The organism is Pseudomonas sp. PSPC2-3 (assembly GCF_049898265.1).
Taxonomy (GTDB): Bacteria; Pseudomonadota; Gammaproteobacteria; order Pseudomonadales; family Pseudomonadaceae; genus Aquipseudomonas; species Aquipseudomonas veronii.
On record NZ_JAFCXJ010000014.1, the window covers coordinates 103,420 to 121,902 of the forward strand.

Genomic DNA, 18,483 nt, shown 5'->3' on the forward strand with positions numbered 1-18,483 from the left:
TTCATTCTACCATGACCCATTGACAGGTCAATCCTCAATTGATAAGGGGCCCGAAGGCCCCCGATTTGATCATCCCTTGATCCCATCTCCTCCCTTGGTGCGTCTGTTGTCGCCCCCAGCTCCCCCTCTGGGCGCCAAGTGCTCGAGGCGGCTACCGAAGATGTTCATCGCGTTGCGCATCCGCTCATTGTCCTCACGGCCCACCGATGCAGCGGCGTGACCACCGACCCAGTTAATGACCTGGTCGGGAACGATCAGGATCAGGTTGAAGCAGCTGTGGACCAAGGTCAAACACATGCTGCAGTAGATCGCCAAGTAGAAGATGATCGAGAACAATCCCGTCACAGAGTCGAACTGAGCATTGGCCAGGGCAATCCCGAAGCACTGGTTGAGCAACGTGCCTCCTGCGATCAGCGCGGCCCCGCCCAAGAAGAACCCGACGACCATCAGTGCAGGGCGGATCATCACGTTCAGCAGGAAAATATAGCCATGGGAGGTTTTGTGGCCCATGCCCTCCCCTTCGCTACCCAGATGCGTAAAGGCCCACAGTGGCGCCGCAATGATTGCTTCGCCAACCACTACCAGCCAGTTGACCGCGGCCCCAAACCAGATGATGAATGGAACCATGGGGAGATATGTCGAGAGCGTACCGCCCAGAATGAACATCGCCAGGACGAGGCCAATGATGAATGGTGATACACCTTCAAGCACGCCGCTCAAAGCATCTCCAACCGATGTCACGGCGTTTGCCACCTTGGCGAATACGCCGGCAACACTCCAGCCATCCTTGACCTTCTCGATGGCCTTCGCGGTCACATAGGCGCCCATGGCCGTTTCTGCCGCAACCATCGTGTAGTCGCCCAGGTTCTTCATCTTGATCAGGGGGTTGAGCTGACCCAGCCCTTCGCCGCCGGCATTCACGTCGATCAGGTAGTTCACGATTCGCTGGCCAGGCGCAGCGAACATACTCCCGATGATGTTGCCCGCATCCGCGCCTACGACGCCTTTGGAGTAGTCGCCGGTAGCACTGGTGCCTGCCGTAGGGGTGTAGGAGGTTGTTTCCTGCTGGGCCTTATAGGCCGCGTAGGCTTCGTCGTATACGGATACGACTGAGGGATCTCCGCTGGTCGACATACCGAACACAGTTGCTTTTGCGGCCATGGCGTCAGAAAGTTTGGTGTTCGCTTGAGCGAAAGTCTGATACCAGGCACCCAATACCCACCATCCCGATTTGCTGATGTTTGAGCTGAGTTCCTGAGCAAGTCGCTTGATGTCCCCTTGCTTAGTACCGGCGACCTTGTTCACCGAGTTTTCATAGGTCTGCGCTGCGATCTGGATGGCGTACTCGCTGTCGGGCAGAGCCGTTTTAGACCCACTGGCTCGTTGGACAGAGGCATTCACAAACGACTGGGCCGACTGGCTCAGGGACGCCTGCATAGCCTTCAGCGCATCCAGGTGCGCCTGCCTGATATCGGCTACATCGATCGTGCCGCTGATAATGTTCGTGGAGGCCGGCTGTGCTGTGAGGTCGCCACTGATGTCCGCTCCACCACAGACAAAGCTGTTGTTTTTGAGGATGAACCCTTTGTTAGTAGCGGTCTGTTGAATGTAGCCGCCCGGAATGACCAGGCCACCGCTCGCTTGGGCTTGAGCGATGCCGGCATTGATACCGTGCAAGCAAAGGTTGGCTTCATACACACTGTGCGCCAGAGCGGCAGTTGAGGGCATTACTGGCTGCACGACCATCGATTGGCCATCTTCAAAACTGGAGATCGCAGCATCGACGCCGAGGTTGGCCACACCAACCCCCATTACTGACGCCGACCACAGCATCAACAGCTGCGAGAGCGACCAACCGTTGGCAGTAGGGACCAGCGACACGACACCCCACACAAGTCGCACAGGTCCCCACGACGAGGACTGCTGACGGTCGAAGATCGATCCATCGTGGGCAGTGCGCGTCAGCTTGCGGAATACGATATAGCAGGCCCACATCGCACCCACGACAAGCAATGCGCTGTTAAACACCTGGAAGATATTCGCGAGGATGGTGTCGCCACTTCCGCCGGCCGAGGCCAACGGGTTGTTCACGACCTGGCCATAGATGGAGACAAGCGCTTCACGCGATTTATCGCCGCTGCGCTTGGCCGCTTCCGAGATTTCGCCCAGTGTGGTGCTGTCAGCCCAAGCCAAGGTGCTGCAGAGCATGGCAGCAATCACGGCAAATGCTTTGTGCTGAATTCTCATGGCCGGCCTCCTTTCCCGTGGCCGTATTCAGGATCGAGCAGCTGCCGGAACCAGTTCCGGTTCTCCCGAATGAAGTCCTTCAAGCCACCTTTTTCCTCCTTTGAAAGGCGCTGCGTCTTGAGCTGCCATAGCCGCAGCTGGGCGCTCAGAGCCATTGCGAAGAGTAGAGGCATTGCCGTGGCGATCGAGAGCAAGCCCTGGACCACCCCTTTCGACGAGTCGAAATGGACTCCAAGCAAAATGCCGAGCACTGCGAAGAGTCCCAAGACCAAGGCTGCCAGCTGGCAGGCGCGCTTGCGGGACAGAAAGTAGCGATAGAGCTCAGGAATGGACATGGCTCCAGGCTTGCGATTTTTCATCGCCTCGCTGAATGACAGCTGCTCACTATCTGCCTTTTCACGGCGGTCGCGCAGTGTTTCCTTTGCTTCGGCCGACAATTGCCGAATGACCTCTAAATGCTCCTTGGACCTGGAGACTTCGTTTTTGGCCAGTCGATAAGTCTGACGCATGGCCCAGAACGGAATCACTAGGTGGAGCCCGATGGACAGCCCCCGACGGACCTTGGAAGACTGCAGCTTTTCTTCACTCATCAGTTGGCCCCCCCCATACGACCGTTAACAGCCCGGTATTTTTCACCCAAGACAGGCTCGAATTCCTGCCGTGCAGAGCTGGCCAGGTTCAGACCGTTGATGATGTTCCCGCGGGTCACATCGTTGCGCAGTTCGAGTAGCAACCAGTTGGTCTGCGTTTGGACGCGGATCTGCTCACGCACCAGGTTATCGCCTGTCATGTTCTGCAGATCAGCTTGGTACTCTGTGTTTGCGTAGCGACGCCCCACCTCGAAATACTCGAATTCGCGGGCCGACATGGTTCCCGTGCGCTTAGCTTCTGCCGAGGCAATCTTTTGGTAGTAAGACTCAGCCGATTTTGAGGACCGTGCTTCTTTAAGCAGATCTTTAGTTGAGTCCAGTGGTTGGCTTGCGGCGATCATTTGATCTTGAGGATCCGTCGCAGCGGAGATGATCGAGTTGTACTGGTTCATCAGGCCGATGTACTGGACACCAGCGTCAGATTCGGCCTGCCCCTTCTTGAGCTGGGGAGCCACTGAACGCCGCGCGGAGTTCTGCGTGTACATCCTGGCTGCGTCGGTTTGCGCCTGAGTAAAGGTGAGGTCCTGGTCCTTGCCATCCTTGCCGGCGCCGATAGTCAACGAGTCGAGGCGTTTGTCGGCCCCGGGCATGGTAGTCGAAACGGCTGGGCAAGCTGTTGCTCCACCATATGCAGCGTAATCATCGGTATCGCAGTAGTCAGCATGAATGCTTGCCGAGCGCATGGCATCGATCGAGGGCGGCTGGGCTGGAGCAGTAAGAGCCTGGTTGATTTTGGTGCTGGCAGCTTTCCCCCCTCCACCTGTGCGGATAGAGGCTTTTACTGCGGCAACCCCCGCCCTGACTTCATTGAAACCGCCCGAACCGGATTCGCTGCAGATCGAGTTGGGCACGTAGTAGTTCTGGCGGGCATTCTCGTAGCGACGGCTACGCTCCTGATTCGCGTCAAACTCCCGTTGAACCCGAGCAGCAGTTTCAATGGTATTGGCAACCTTGCTTGCGCCTTGGGTAGTCGCGGTACCCACCTGGTAAAGCAGCTGGCTAACCGACAGGTTCATGGCGCTCACTGAGGCTGTTGTAGCGGCGATCGCCCCGGTCAACGTGACAGTTGAGGTTCCGATCGCGCCTACAACGCAGCCGTCGCAAAGTGCGTAAGCGGGAGTTGAAGCTGCGGAGCCGATCAGGAGAGCTACGGCCAGAGGAGTAATGCGGAATATGGTCTTCATGCGTGTTCTCCCCGGTGGCTTTGTTCGGCGTAGTACTCGGTTACCAGATCCTCTGCCAATTTCTTCACGACGCTCACCTTGGCGTTGGAGGTAGACGCGTACTCGAGTGCCTCAATGTGAGTCTTGGCAGAACCCAGAGGGAACCGCTTGGCGAGGACCTGGCGAGCAGCCATAGGACCGATCCGGTTGTACAACTCTTTTCGTAGCGCCATATCCTGCTGGGTGGTAGACATTGCCCAGAGTTCAAGCGGACCAGTTGTATTGGTCAAAATTTGGGTGATCGTGCCTTGGTTCGTCTTGAATAGGGCCAGCATATTTGCGCCATTGCGCCCAGGACCTATGCACTGCAGGTGCAGCTGCTGGATCGTTTCGTGAGAAACCTTGAAGGTTTCGCGCAGCACGTTTTCGTCATCCACATTTCCGCCGCGCAACACATAGACCGATGTGGCCGCGTTGAGCAGGGCCTGGGGAAAGTCTCGCAGATACTGTGAAATCACCATGATTCGGATACCCCACTTCCGGCCTTCACGACCGTCCTTCTTCAGCGTTTCCACTGGGGTATCCATGCCTTCGGTGTTGTGCCATTCGTCATAGGCTATGGTCTTCTGCTGCGAAGCCACATCTTCGGCACGCTTCAGGTGGTAGTCGAGGTACAGCGGCGGAGATACAAGGCGGATGTCTTCCTCGCGCAGGAAATAGTTCTTAGCCCCTAGGTGGCGGGCAAACATGTACATGCAGGAGGTTCTGATCGAGCCCTCTGGTGTTTTCGATCCAATTACGTCGTTGAGGTCCACCGAAATGACTCGTGTCGTCGAGTCAACTTCAAATCGTGTACGGCCGGAAAAGACCGCGTACGTCGTCGATGCTAAGGTGAAGCAACGCCCCATGTACTTCAGGAGTGACTCGCCGCCGCTGGCCATCTTGATATCTCCGAATGTCTGACGCACGCCTTCGTTGTTCAGCATCGCAGTGAAGTCGGGCAGTACAGGGGCCGCTTGGCGGTGAGCGTAGGTTGCTTCACGCACATAACCGGCAGCGAACAGCATGTCAGTCACTTCGTACCAGGTTGCAGCACTCCACCATTTCTCATCATGCTCAGCGCTGATCCCCGACTCGGCTAGCACCTTGTCCACCGCAGGCACTACATCAGGTTCATACAGATTGGCGCCTCGACCCGCTTTGTCGTCATACACAAGGGTCATCAGCATTTCGTTGACCGCGGCACAGTCGGAAGGCGTGCGGGCTTTAGCCCCGCCTTGACCATCACTGGCGACGCTGGCACAGAGCAAATTCAAGAAGTCGACGCAATATTCGCGTTCTCGGCGAGTGGGTTGACGCGCCCCAAGCTGAGGATCAAAAGGATTCGATGCGAAGTCGCGATTGTTCTGCAGCCTGATGTACGCCGCTTCGGACTTCCGATGATCTGGAAGCGAATCCTGGATCATTTGAATCAGACCTGAGGAGGATGGGCCAACATCCGCAATCGTTAGCAGAGGGAGCTGGGTCGCACCTGGACGATGCAACGTTGCGTTGTGCATGCAGTTCGCAGCGACCGACTTACCCGAGCCTGGGATGCCTGAGACAAGTTCGATCCAGGTGTCTTGGATCGAGCTGCCTAGCCCAATCGGATAAATCTTTCCATCCGGAGTCCGAGTGATCCACGAACCGTTATCTGGCCACGGGGTCGCAGGCCGCTGCAAAGGCAACATTTTCATGGCCTCTTTCAACGGTGGCAGAAGACGGTTAGCGGTGTTTTTTGTCGTGAAGCCTGGGATCGAGGATGCGAGAGCGGCCATGGGGTCGCCATGTGTTTTCTGTACTTGGCAGGTGCCCCAAGACTGGATTGCCTTCTCCAGGCGGGAAAGCCTGGTTTCGAGATCTGTCTTGGTATTGCTCCAGCAAGAGGCCATGACCTTCATCGACATGACGGCCTGATCTTTCGAAATTGCCTCTAAGTCTTTGAAAGAATCGCGGATCGCCCTGTTGTCTGGCAACACGCCGACAAAACCGACCATCAATTTGCGCGCACGCATCATTGAAAGCCCGCCCGGCGAGATATCGAAACGAATGCGCCACGGATCCTTTTTACCAACGGCGTCAAAAAGTTTTGAGAAGTGAACGACGTCTTGCGGGCCAAGCTCCATCGCAAGCGATCCATGCCACAGGCTGTCAGTCTTGACGTAGTTACCAACTGGCTCAACGTCGTTGCTGCAGACTTGATAGCAGAGGCGCGGGGGTACGAGTTCCGAATAGTCTTTGGCGTCGGTCGAGCCGCGAAGCATGAAACGGTCGCCGACGATTTGGGGCCGGAACTTCTGTGAAGTGCCTTCCCGATTCAACATGATCCTGATGCGCTTGATCGCCTCGTGGGCGCTCAATGGCTTCATCATGATCCCTTTCTTGCCCTCAACCCCACACGAGATGAAGTCGTCCATGAGCCGATCAATCATCGTGTCATGACGGTACTTGAGAGCAGCCAGGGCAAATGCGGGATTTTGCCCATAGGTGAGCCGCGGAAGCTTGTGCTTCGAGGCACTTTTAGCCAGTTCGCCGAGTTCGCGATCCTGTTCTTCCTTGCTCAAGGACGTGAGGTGCGTGTAGACGACCAGCAGGTTTTGCTCCCAGGCGCAATGCGGAGCGTTTCGCTTCACTCGATCAAGAATGATGTCCTCGCTTTTGAGGCCGATTCGTCGGGCGGTATTCAACAAGGGTTCGGCGAGGCGCATAAGCTCATCGGTAGCACGCTCAGGATCACGCTCGAAGCTGAACGTCAGGCTATGGCCCTTTTCACGCATATATCCGGTCATGCGGATGCGCAGGGACTCCAGCATCTCTGAAAACTCAGCTTCAGAAAGCATCTGGTACGTGCCCTGCAGATCGAATACTGTCAGCAGCGAGTAGTCACTGTTGACCAAGGTGTAGGGATCCTTCAGATCCGGGGATTTCTCGATATCAGCATCGGTCAGCCCCACAGCAGTGGCCAGTTCGCAGTAACTGGTCATGTCCTTGTGAATGAAGTGTTTTGCGAGGTACTCCAAGGTACCTTCCAGTGCGTCTACGCACTTATCGAGAAGTCCCATGCTGCCTCCTTAGCTCGGCGCGTTCATCACATCGTGATGTACTTGGGCCCACGTAGAAGTGGGAGCTGCGCCATACGCATCCTGTGCCCAACCCTTAACGACCTGGCTGAACTGAGCGGGATTGAAAATGACGCTCAACCCTTGGAAAACGAGGGAGTTAACATCGGCGTCAACCTTGCCGAGGCGAGTCATCGCCTCAGCGAAAATTTTGGGCGAGTGAGTGCCCCAGGCCTTTTCGGTGTATTCCCGATGGGAAGCCATCCAGTTGAGGATTTTCTTCGCGTCCGCCTTCGTTTGTTCGTCCCCGGTTTCCAAGGCGATCATGGTGGCTCGCTGCAGATGATTCGCATCCTGGGGAGACAAGCCCGGGAGGTAGGCGATGAAGGCTTGGCCGTCGTCGATTTCACCCAGGTGCTGCCACCCATGACACAGCGGATCTACAAGCCGGAGATTTTCCGGCCGCAGATCCTGATGGTTATGGTTAATGTTGTGAACATGACCGGCACGAGCGCGTACACCGCAGAAATAGCACTGCCCCTGCGCCTGACGGGTAATGGTCGCCCGCATTTCGGCCGTCAGTTGCTCCGGGTTGGGCTCGATCGCATTTGGAGTGGCATCCCCCCAAACCCGCGCTTTCGTGGCCATGGCCATCAGCGGAAGAACGGGTTTCTCGAAGTTTTGGCCAAGCCCCGATACCGGTACTGTCTGATCCTGTTTCACGTCGCTCATGCAGTCTCCAAGGCAGCCATGTTTCAGGCTGCCAAGTGGTCTTGATCAGTTAGGAACTTTGCCGAACTCGCTACCGCTGATACCCACTGTCTCGCCGGCAGTGGTCATCATGAAACCAGTGCCGCCCAGCGCTGCCCCGGCGAGCATCGGGCCCCAGATCTGCTTGCCAGTAATTCGCGAGTTCTCGTCGTTGGTTTTCTTCCACATGTTCATGCCACCGAAAGCAGCGCCGGCGAACCCAAGCGCCAGGAAAATTGGACCAAGGCTCTCTTTGATGGAGTCGCCCTGTTCACTGCCCTTCTCAGCCATACCGGCGAGACCGTCGGCATAAGCGGTTTTGGTGACCAGCAACGTTGACATGGTGAGGCCGGCAGTCATGAGCATGAGGCCGCGCTGCATGGGGTTGGCTTTGTATTCCTCAGCTTTGGTCAACAGGCGGATATGGCCACGACGCACAGCATCAACTGCAAACTCGATAGGGTTAAATTTCATGATGACGCTCCTTGTTTTGTTACCAGTAGAGTTGGAAGGTGGCCTGGAAGGCCTCGATCACCTTGTCGACATGTGTCAACGCAGCGCCGAAAATCATGTGGGTTAGGCCGCGCCAAATGGCGTCGTCGCCCCCCTGTGAGCTTTCTCCCTCTAGTGCTGCTTTCTTCATCAGCAGCAGCCCTTTGAAGAAGAAGCAACCGCCTGCAAATGAAGCAAGGGTCAGCACCGCGTTTACAGCATCCTTAAACCTGCCAAAGCTATCGGCTCCGCTGTAGGAAATGGCCCCGTAGGTGGTAGAGCCGCTACCAAAGCTCGTCCAAGTTGTGCTGATCATCCCGGACATGTTGAACAGAGCAGCGCCAATCACGAGCACTGCGAATGTGCTGCCGAGCGTGATTGGACGGTGGCCAGGTTCAATGGTGGCAAGCTGCATCCGACGCAGCACGGTCCCGGCGTAAACCATCCCGGCGAGAGCGCTCAAGGACCAGAGCAACCCCCACAGAACGGCGACCAATGAGTTGGCCGCCGAGATGATCATGCTTGCCAGATCCATATTCGGTTCCTTAGCGGATCACGCCACGAGAAGTGGTGACTCGACGTGCCACAGGGTCAATCCCCGTGATCTTCACGCCGTCTACGAGATCGCCTACCTGGACTACGAAAGTTTTTTCTCCGTGCTGAATCCAGGCTTGGTCTGAGTAAACGGTATTCAGGGTGTAGCCAGCCATTGCCGATGGTTGGCTCACCTGAGCTTGACGGCGTACAGCGGGGGAATGGACAACTTTCTTGCCCGCATCAGCTTTGTCCGATTCGAGAAGAGCGACCTTTGCTTCTAATTCGCTGATGGTTTTTTGCAGACCGACCACTACACCGCTCAGGCTCCCCACTTGCTCATTGAGGCCTTTCAGTTGTTCGGCAGATAGAGCGGACTGTTCCGGACTCGCTGCCGGTACCACTGCCTCTTGAGGCTCCGGTTCAGGGGCCGTCAAAACGTTGTTCACAGCGGCTTGTTGCACTGGAGTGGGCTGCTGTTGCGCGCTGGTTTGATGTTTCGGAAACAGCTTGGGCACCATCACGAAGAGGACTGCCAGCACTACTGCCAGTACCAAGAAATGCCAGCCCTCAATCCGGTTGACGAAATTGAAGATGCGCTTCTTGCGGTCGCCCTGGATCGCGTTAGCTGGAGATGTTTTCTTTGACGGCTCTTCGGCTTTCGGCGCCTCAACCGGTTTACCCGACTGAGCGCCAGTTTTGAAAATGTCCAACTCTTCCGCTGCTTGTGTAGTCATGTGAAAGTCCTCTGCCCTAACTCAGTAGCGAGTGGGATCGACGATGGTTGGCTGGCCCATGTACTGCTGGCCATATCCTGGCGAGACACCCTGGTACCCACCGAACCCGTTCGAGTTAGTAGCACCTGCGGCATTTGGTGAGAGGCGATACTGCTGCTGAGGCTGGCCACCTGGTTGGCCGAGGGTATTCAGCTCGGCTTTCTGGTTCGCCATCAGCGCGTCCTTTTCTAACTGGTCACTGGCCAGCACTGGTCCAACGAATTGAACACCGATCGTGGAGTTGATTGGACGGATCACTTGTTTCTGCGGCATGTTGGCGGCGTCATTGGCCAGCACCTGCCCGGCCTGTTGGCCGATACCGCCGGCAAAGGTGCCCGCGACGGCTTGACCACTAGGCGTCGTTGGATATGTCTGAATCACGGCGCCTTCGCTCGTGATGATGTTCTCCGAGGCGGAGCGCTCGTACAGCTGACCAGTTTTGCCGATCGCCAGAGCCAGGGCAGGGAGAATGATTCGGCTGAAATAGCGGTTGTTCACATCACCCGACAGCGCCGTACGCATGCTTTCAGGATCAACCGCTTTGGCTGTGATCTTGTAGCTACGGCCCTTCCACTCCATGTAGGTAAAGGTCATATCAATGGTTTCGTTGAGGCGCTTGTAGCCCATCGCGAACACCCTGGCGCCTGCGAGTCGGCCACCCGGGATCTCAGCTGTAACCATCGAGTTTTCGTCAGTGTCGAGCTCGGTTTTAAGCAGCGCAGGCGTGAGGAAGAAACCGTCCACGACAACCTGGTCCTGTGCCTTGCCAGCACGCGAGTTCGTAGATTGCGCAGTGCTCGCGGTACCAGCAGCACCTCCTGCGCTAGTCAGGGACGCGGGTTTGATAGACTGCGAGTACGCCTGTTCCTGGGTCGTGGTGCCGGTCCCATGGGTTTTCACCGTCCAGCCGGTCATGAAGGCACCCACCTGATTCGCGACAAGCTTGTCCATTTCTTTGTTGCGCTCGACGGGCTGTTGGGGCTGTGCCGCGGCTTGGTAGTAATAGTTGACCTGAGGCTGCTGCTGGCCCGAACCTGCCTTATCCGCAGTTCCCGCAGGGTTCGCTTGGGCGGTTGACATGACGGACATGTAGGACTGCCCGTTGGACTCTGCCTGCTTGGCGTTGTTGTGGTTGTATTTCTCCAAGACCCGGCGATAGGCCTCACTCTCTTCAGTGGTGCCCCCCTTGCCATCACCGTTGATTACCCCGAGGTTGGAGCTGGTTTGATGGCGGCTATTGAGCCAGGTGTAACCGGCATAGCCGAGGGCTGCGACAGCAATTACTGCCGCGAGGATGGTTACCTTGGTCTGCCTTCCAATGTCAGCTTGAGTGCTCATGCGCTACCTCAGTAAATGTCGAGTTGGAGGGTGACTTTTTGACCCATCTGGGAGAGGGTGATGAAGGGAGTCACGGGTAAGCGGTACACACGAGTACCGTCGCCGGCAGCGAGGGTGTTATCGAATGCAGTTTGAAAATCCTGGCGAGTACGGACGTAGAGATTTCCGTCGTATTGCCAGATCTGGGTATGCGAAGGCACTGCGCCTTGCGCCTTCACCTGTTTGGCGTCTTTTGGTGGAATCCCATCCAGAAAGGCCTGCAGGAGGTCGTCGTAGAGGGCAATCTTCCCCGGGCCCATCACAGCCGCCTTGGCCAGCGGGCCACGGCCTGGAACACGCAGATCAAGCCGAGCGTCATACACACGGGCTCGGTCCTTCTTCCCATCGGGTTCGCCACTGACGATTTTGACGATCACCGGTGTTGTAGCCCCTTCCAAGTACAGAGCTAGGCTGCCGGTCTCGTAAGCCGATGGAGTCGACACCACTACTGTATGGGTACCCTGCAGCCATTCCGCGCTATAGAGATCGGGGTTGGAAACACGAGGCGTAGCGGCCAGCGGCCACGGAGCTCCCGTTGAGTCCAGCACGATGAGGTTGGACAGCTCACCGGGAACCACGCGCAACACAGGCATCGACGCGCCAGGGCTCAAATCAACCGATACGCTGGAAATACGGGGGATTCCCCGTACTGGCTGCCAGGCCTTCGCCTTTCGCGTGTTCTCCAACGCCTGACGCATTTGCTTGATTTGCTCAGGGGTGAATGGCTGAGCGACCTCCATCGCCTCGTCGAAATGATCATTTTCAGGCGGGTTCAGGGGAGGCAGTGGAGCTGTACCGTTTTGCTGTTGAGGATCTCCAGCGGGTTGCCCTGCCACGGCGTAATTTGCTGGCCCGTAGTTGGTCTGTGGGAAAGCATTCTGCATCTGAGGATTCACGCCAGGCTGTGGAGCACCTGGCGCGGCGGGAAAGCCCGACTGCCTGCTAGGACCTTCAACCCGGACCCATTGCCCCCCGTTCGGCGCTTGAATGGGCTGCTGTTGGCCTTGCGTGGGTTGGCCTTGAGGTTGGGCTTGCGCACCATTGCCTTGTTGCTCTGCCTTAGCCGTGCCGATCGCTAGCGTCAAGACTGACGCGACGAAGACTGATTTCATCATCATGGGTTCCTCCTTACCGGGGCGTGGTGACAATGCCGTCCAGCCCTACGCCCACGATGGAATCCAGTGTGGGAATACGTGCGACAGGCACTTTGGCGATGAATCGCTTGGGTTGAAGGTCGGTGGTTTGGCCGACCAGCTTGATCTCGATCGGAACTTCGATATGGCGGACGAAAACACCGTCAACAATCTCGGATTTCACTAGCACGCCGGTTTCAGTGGTAACCGTCATGTTCATGCGCTTGGATTTAACGAGGTCCAGGTAGCCTGCTGACTGCAGCTGCTCCAAATACTGTGCAAACCCGCGCTTGGTCCAATCGCCACGTACGTCTTCAAGCTGTTGCCTGTAGTCGGTGAAGTTGATCGTCATCGAGCGGTTCAGCGCATCCCGTGCGAATTGAATCGCCTCGGCGTCGGTGATGTACGGCTCTTCAAGAGGAACCAGCCTGACGATCCGGAGGCCGTCGGCTGCGAAGTACACGTAGTGGGGGTGCATCACAAACCAGCCGAACACACAGTTCAGGCCTATCGAAATTGCAAGTCCCCAAGACAGGACCAGGTTTGATTTGACGATGCTGGACGTATGGCTGGCCAACTGCTTGCGATCTTCCAGATCACGTGCAACTGGATCGACTGCATCCTGGTTTTGATGCAGTTTTTCAGCGATTTCTATCAGCTCTTGTTCGTATGCTGCACGTCCGAGATCCTCCCTCGATCCAGGATGTTCGAGATGCGGCGCTGCTGCGTCCCTGATGTTGGTCATGTCTGGCCCTCCGTTTTCCGTATTCTAACCATGATGCGGAATCGGTCAACACAAAAAAACTTTTTGCCTGACCCGTAATAACGGGGGCCGTATGCTTTCTAGTTTTACGGCATACCTACAATACGAAATTGCCAGTAATGGCATTGTGATTTCATTACGACTCGTACTTCACCGATATTTTCTGGTATGGGTCGTATTTCACCGATGAAATGTGCGCAGGATTTGGCCTTCAACCCCCCCAAAACAGGGGCTTGCAGGTCAAATTTCGGGTGATCAAAACCCGCCCTGGGGCAGTGGCCTGCATTCGTACATCACCGATGCCAGTCGTATATCGCCGATGCTGTTTTTTTTCACTTGCTGTGGCTCGTATATCGCCGATTTTTCGGTTCGTACATCACCGACAGTTACGTCGTATATCGCCGATGCGAAATTTCGTATTTCACCGACGTACGAAGCGTTCGGATCCCCCGACATACAAGGGCAGTCGTGGGGAGGGGGTTCGGGATCAATGCGGCTACCCGCTTAGACAACGCAGCCCATTCTAATTAGAAAAACGGTTCTGAAATTTGGAGGGAACCCAGTAAATACGCGGGTTTCAGCGGGTTGACGGGGCGAAACTGAGCCTCTAGCCTTCGCCAAAACTTGCTCAACGAATGCCACTTTTTAGGAAGGTTTTATCGAAAGGTCGAGCGATTAAAAGAGGGATCCGGCCACCGTTGCCGGGCAAAAAAAAAGAGCCCACACATCTGGTCCTGGCAGATCGATGACGTGAGGGCCCCTTTCAGGTAATTCGAGTATGGACACCTGCACTCTGCTGCGCAATACGCGGCACGGGTTAATTCGCCCTGAATTTGTCAGCTTCTTCATTGAGGCCTGCTTGTGAGCAACCTCATCACGGCAGCTTCGACGGCGCCTGCGCACCCGGGTTATTACCAGCCGGCGTCAGCGATGAGCCGTATCCTCGAAGAGGCTTCTTATCTCGCACGCTGCAGTGACAATAAAACGGCGATGAGAGTACGGCCGCGTGAATACGCGATCCGCTACCCCTACATGCAGGTGAATCGTCCTGGCCGTGTGTCATGGCTCGTTTTCGATCTCGACCATACCAACTCCCTGATTTGGGAGGAGCATGGGCTTCCCCCCCCCAACTTCATTGTCCGTAACCGAAACTCAGGCAACTCGCACCTCTATTATGCGATTGCTCCGGTGTGTACCACCGAGCGAGCCCGTGAAAAGCCGATCCTGTACATGAAGGCTGTCTACGACAGCATGGCCGCACTGCTCAAGGCTGACCCCGATTACCACAGTGGTCCAGTTGCCAAGACACCAGGTCATCCTTGGTGGATCACCACCGAGCTGCACAATCATGTCTACGACTTGGGCGATCTGGCTGAAGAACTCGACTTGGCCAGGCCGATGCCTTTGTGGTCCAAAGGACCCGACATGGATGCAGTGTCCCACTCCAGGCATTGCACCTTGTTCGAACGTGTCCGTTTCTACGCATACAGCATCGTCAATGCTGAGCGAGCTGGAGGTTACTTCGAGTCGTTTTACTCTCGGGTCCTTGCGCAATGTCACAACGACAACCGTTTTCGCACGCGAGAACGTTGCAACGACCTGCCCTTGTCATCAGTGCGCGCCACGGCTAAATCGATTGCCCGATGGACCTGGTCCCATTACCGCGGAAGTGGTGACTATCACCGTGGTGTGATGGAGCTTGATCGATCGCTGCCACTCGAGGAGCGCCAGAGCCTCGCCGCCAAACGGACCCATGCAGTCAGGCAAAACCAGACCGCAAACAAGATCCGTGGGGCTTGCCGGCAGTTGATCGCTAAAGGGTCTCATCTTACCTACACCGCTATCGCCCTGACTGCAGGCGTCTCTCGCCAAACCGTGGCCAAGTACAAGGCGGTCATCACAGAAGCACAGTCGCCGTCGGTTGTTCCCCTTCGCCCTAAGCAGACCCCCCAGACCACCCCAGCAGCACAACCAGCCGGTCCAAACCATGGGGCTGAGCCAATTAAACCTGGTGTAAAGGATGCTGTATATCAGGTACCTGCCCCTACCGGGGCTGCTTTGCTTCCGCCTTTGCCTGATTAGTTATTCAGATGGTGGGTGTGCATGGGGAGTGATTCGACACACTGAACCTCCAGCCTGCTCTACATAACCTGCTCTCCTCCGTGCCACCTTCATTCCATCCTTGAATATCTCCGTTAGGTGCGGTGCCGCTCTTGTTAATGGGCGTGCTCCTACGTGGAATCTGGTGCATCTCACCCTTACGAATCGCTCAGATTGCAGCGTAGAGCGCCCTCTTTATTTCTGAGATGGACTTTGAGCTGGCATTTGTCAGGGATTGCCAGGTTGCTGCCTCGATCACGGACAGCGTGGTTAATCGGAAACCTTGCGGAATGTGTGGGTTCTTGGGCGGATGATCATTGACGTGGCCGGCGTCGTGACGAATCAGATTCGAGCGGAAATAACCCAAGAGGATTTCGAATCGGTCGTGACGGCAAGCTTCCAGTCACCTTCCAGGCCCAGGAGTGCCTTCACATGTACGACCGAATCATTCAACTGCTCATGCTGGCCGTTGCGACGACTAGCTTGATCATCACGTTGTTGCCTCCCCCTGCACCTATCTCCATTCCCAGAACCCTCTACGCGGGCATTAGCCCCGTTGCCGCCCAGGTATCGGCTCGCCCCGCCTATCCGCCGTGTGTCTGAGATCAGAGGGGAGCAGTGTTTCAGCACACGTAAGCTGGGCTTTCTTCTTAGGAGGGGAGCCCGCAGAATTCGGAAAAAATCGTACGCTAACAGTTCAAGCGTACCGACCACGCCCGACTGTAGCTTGTTGGCCGGTTAATCTGTCTCGCGGCTAAAGCGATAGAACAGGTTCGGCTCGCTGACCACGTACAAATACCCTTCATCGTCGATGGTTACGCCTTCGGCCTGGGGTATGCCTTTCAGCAAACCAGCAAAACCTCTCGCCAGGGAGCGGAAACTCACCACCTTGCCCTCGTCGGTCATTTCAATCAGCAGTTTCGACTCGTCGCTGAGCAGAATCAGATGGCCGCTCTGTTGATCGAAGACGACCGAAGATAAGTCAGTCGCAAACACCTTGTCTTTTACCAGGCTGGACAGGTCGCGGACGTGCAGGGAAAAGCCTCCTGCCAGGCTGGTACGAAGGCCGCTCACTTCCAGCAATTGGCGAGGGTCACGCTCCTTGGTCACAAACAAGCGGTCGCCTTTCAGATCGTAGGCGAGCCCTTCAAGCCCTTTATTGTCCTCCTTGCCAAGCGCCAGGGTGAGAGCTGGATACTGGTCTCGGCTCAATGGTCGATCAGGAGAAAGTTTACCGTCTTCGGCGATGGGGACATCCACGACAACCAGGCTCTGCCGGCGCTCTTCGGCGATTACCAGCTGGCCGTTGCCGGCATAGGACACCGCCTCCACATCGTGGAAACCGTCCAGGCTATAGCGCCTTTCCACATCACCGTCACGACTAAGGGCCAATAGTTCGTTTGGGCCGTTGGTGACCGCCCACAGCAGGTTTAGGTCAGGGTCGAAGGTCAGACCCGAAAGATTGTTGTCCACCCCGGAAACCGCCTTAGCGTCCAGCTCAACCCGATAGCTAGGCAGCCACACAGAGCGCTCCTGCCAATCGTCAGTGTGCCAATTGGTCTTGATCCAGAAGTACAAACGATCATCCAGGTGATGGGTGCGGACTTGGAATACGGTAAGCAACACAAGGCACAGCAGTGCCCACATCCAAGCGCTTGCTTTCCGTGTTCGGCCCAGCCAGTTTTTAGCCATCAAATACATTAGAAGCCTCGTTAATTGGGGCTGACGCCACGAGCCGTGATGGTTTCAACCCGACTCTGTGCGACTCGCACAGGTGATGCACAGCAGCGTGGCCGGATCAAATTCCAGGCGGCCCGAGGCGATCAACTCGCCGCATTGGTTACACCAGCCATACTCACCCTCGCGCCAACGCTTGAGGGCCAGTTGGAGGCGGACGCGTTCATGCTGCGCCCGACTGCGAATGGCATCGTTCATTGCTTGCTGCTGGAGTGCATCCATTCTCGACAGACGCCCTACCTTGCTTTGATCCAACTCTACCGATTGCGAGCGAGACTCAGCGTCTTCCAGCAATCGATCCAGCTCGGCAGCCCGCTGTTCCAGCAGGGTCTTGAAATGGGCAAGATCGAGGGCGTCGTCCATGGCCATTAGCGCAGCAGTAACAGCGGACTGGTGGTGGTGCGGAGCATGCTGGTCGTGGTGCTACCGACCAGGAACTGCCGGATACGGGAATGACCATAGGCCCCCATCACCAGCAGATCAATGCCATGCTCTTTCTGATAGGCGTGCAGGGTTGGCTCTATCTCTCCGCTCCGAGTCTCGGCACGAACAGTGAAGCCGGCGTTGATCAGCACTTTCTGCGCCCAGTCCAGCTGAGCGGACGCTTCATCGCTCACGGGCCCAACCATGACCAGGTGGACCGGCAGCCCCTTCAGCAGCGGGCTGGCTGCCAGCATCTCCACACCCTTGCGGGTGGTAGCGCCGCCATCGAATGCCAGCATCGCGCTCTTGGGCTTTTGGAAGCTGGCTGGGGTGACAAGGATTGGCCGGTGCATGATACGGATCACGCTCTCCAGCTGGCTTCCGACATGCTGACTCAGACCGCCACTAGACTCGCCCTGGCGACCGATGACCAGCAGGCGCGTTTCGGTTTGCAGCTCTTGCAGGCTTTCCAGCAGATCGCCATGACGCTGCTTGGACTCCGGCGCGGTCACACCATCCGTCATGGCCCGCTCTTTCGCGGCCGCTAACATGATCCGCCCCTGCTCCAGGGCCAACTTACCGCGCTGTTCATCCAGGGAAGCAAGCTCATCGAGCAGATGCTCGCGGCTGCCAAGGCCGATATTGCCACTCAGGTCTGCCGCAACCGGGTACTGGCGCTGATCCAGCACATGCAGGAAGGTCAGCGGGGCTTCCAGGCTCAGACTGGCCCAGGCCGCGTAGTCGCATACGGCTGGAGCCGAGGAGGAACCGTCTATACAGGCAATTACTTGGGTCATCGTTGTTCTCCTTCTTAGTGGCCCATGAGTTGATCAATGGCGTCGGGTTTATCGTGAACACCGAAGCGATCCACAATAGTGGCGCTCGCTTCGTTGAGTCCCAGCACTTCAACTTCGGTGCCTTCGCGGCGGAACTTGATAACCACCTTGTCCAGGGCAGCTACGGCGGTGATATCCCAGAAGTGGGCGCGATTCAGGTCGATGGTTACCTTGTTCAGGGCTTCCTTGAAGTCAAAGGCAGCGACGAACTTGTCAGCCGAGCTGAAGAACACCTGGCCGGTGACGTTATAGCTACGATGCTCGCCGGCTTCGTCCAGCGAAGAGCTGATCGCCATGTAATGGCCAACCTTGTTGGCGAAGAACATCGCGGCCAGCAGCACGCCGGCCAACACGCCGAAGGCAAGGTTGTGGGTGGCCACCACGACCACAACGGTGACGACCAT

Annotated in this window: 16 protein-coding genes; 1 reads left to right on the forward strand and 15 read right to left on the reverse strand. The window is 56.7% G+C overall.

All coding sequences use genetic code 11. From position 1 onward, the window contains the following. Positions 1–69: 69 nt before the first annotated feature. From ACP7E3_RS29050 to ACP7E3_RS29100, 11 genes are read right to left on the reverse strand one after another with little or no spacing between them, the layout of a single operon-like run. On the reverse strand, positions 70–2,247 hold the full coding sequence (locus tag ACP7E3_RS29050) for a DotA/TraY family protein (protein ID WP_023662982.1): 2,178 nt from the start codon (positions 2,245–2,247) through the stop codon (positions 70–72). After that, positions 2,244–2,837: a hypothetical protein gene (locus tag ACP7E3_RS29055; RefSeq protein ID WP_009682444.1), complete on the reverse strand. Its 594-nt coding sequence runs from the start codon at positions 2,835–2,837 to the stop codon at positions 2,244–2,246. The genes ACP7E3_RS29050 and ACP7E3_RS29055 overlap by 4 nt, the downstream gene beginning before the upstream one ends. After that, positions 2,837–4,081 carry a conjugal transfer protein TraW gene (gene traW, locus ACP7E3_RS29060; RefSeq protein ID WP_023662981.1) on the reverse strand — a complete coding sequence of 415 codons (1,245 nt, stop codon included), beginning with the start codon at positions 4,079–4,081 and terminating at the stop codon, positions 2,837–2,839. Before traW ends, ACP7E3_RS29055 begins: the two co-directional genes overlap by 1 nt. After that, entirely contained in the window at positions 4,078–7,161 is a 3,084-nt protein-coding gene (locus ACP7E3_RS29065) for a conjugal transfer protein TraU (protein WP_023662980.1), read from the reverse strand. The genes traW and ACP7E3_RS29065 overlap by 4 nt, the downstream gene beginning before the upstream one ends. 9 nt (positions 7,162–7,170) lie before the next feature. Further along, complete coding sequence (locus ACP7E3_RS29070; RefSeq protein ID WP_033690307.1) at positions 7,171–7,890, reverse strand: HNH endonuclease; 720 nt, start codon at positions 7,888–7,890, stop codon at positions 7,171–7,173. A 45-nt stretch (positions 7,891–7,935) separates the two neighbouring features. Further along, a complete protein-coding gene (locus tag ACP7E3_RS29075) occupies positions 7,936–8,382 on the reverse strand; it encodes a DUF6750 family protein (RefSeq protein ID WP_009682439.1) in 447 nt (148 codons plus the stop codon). 19 nt (positions 8,383–8,401) lie between these two features. Next, on the reverse strand, positions 8,402–8,935 hold the full coding sequence (traQ, locus tag ACP7E3_RS29080; protein ID WP_009682438.1) for a conjugal transfer protein TraQ: 534 nt from the start codon (positions 8,933–8,935) through the stop codon (positions 8,402–8,404). Between the two features lie 10 nt (positions 8,936–8,945). Then, positions 8,946–9,671, reverse strand: coding sequence for a hypothetical protein (locus ACP7E3_RS29085; protein ID WP_009682437.1), 726 nt, complete (start codon positions 9,669–9,671; stop codon positions 8,946–8,948). A gap of 21 nt (positions 9,672–9,692) precedes the next feature. Next, a complete protein-coding gene (gene traO / locus ACP7E3_RS29090) occupies positions 9,693–11,048 on the reverse strand; it encodes a conjugal transfer protein TraO (RefSeq protein ID WP_023662978.1) in 1,356 nt (451 codons plus the stop codon). Positions 11,049–11,056: 8 nt separating this feature from the next. Continuing rightward, positions 11,057–12,205, reverse strand: coding sequence for a DotH/IcmK family type IV secretion protein (locus tag ACP7E3_RS29095; RefSeq protein WP_009682435.1), 1,149 nt, complete (start codon positions 12,203–12,205; stop codon positions 11,057–11,059). Positions 12,206–12,215: 10 nt separating this feature from the next. Then, on the reverse strand, positions 12,216–12,965 hold the full coding sequence (locus ACP7E3_RS29100) for a DotI/IcmL family type IV secretion protein (protein WP_009682434.1): 750 nt from the start codon (positions 12,963–12,965) through the stop codon (positions 12,216–12,218). Between the two features lie 879 nt (positions 12,966–13,844). Here ACP7E3_RS29100 and ACP7E3_RS29105 point away from each other — a divergent pair. Continuing rightward, positions 13,845–15,065: a replication initiation protein gene (locus tag ACP7E3_RS29105; protein ID WP_009682433.1), complete on the forward strand. Its 1,221-nt coding sequence runs from the start codon at positions 13,845–13,847 to the stop codon at positions 15,063–15,065. 756 nt (positions 15,066–15,821) lie between these two features. Here ACP7E3_RS29105 and ACP7E3_RS29110 read toward each other — a convergent pair. From ACP7E3_RS29110 to ACP7E3_RS29125, 4 genes are all read right to left on the reverse strand, one after another. Beyond that, the gene (locus ACP7E3_RS29110; protein ID WP_034023915.1) at positions 15,822–16,784 is read right to left on the reverse strand and encodes an SdiA-regulated domain-containing protein; all 963 of its coding nucleotides are present in this window, start codon (positions 16,782–16,784) and stop codon (positions 15,822–15,824) included. Positions 16,785–16,829: 45 nt separating this feature from the next. Continuing rightward, a complete protein-coding gene (locus ACP7E3_RS29115; RefSeq protein WP_046935726.1) occupies positions 16,830–17,189 on the reverse strand; it encodes a TraR/DksA family transcriptional regulator in 360 nt (119 codons plus the stop codon). Continuing rightward, positions 17,189–18,040, reverse strand: coding sequence for a universal stress protein (locus ACP7E3_RS29120; protein ID WP_034023913.1), 852 nt, complete (start codon positions 18,038–18,040; stop codon positions 17,189–17,191). The genes ACP7E3_RS29115 and ACP7E3_RS29120 overlap by 1 nt, the downstream gene beginning before the upstream one ends. A gap of 14 nt (positions 18,041–18,054) precedes the next feature. After that, on the reverse strand, positions 18,055–18,483 hold a 429-nt coding region (locus ACP7E3_RS29125; protein WP_134626536.1), incomplete at its 5' end, for an STAS domain-containing protein.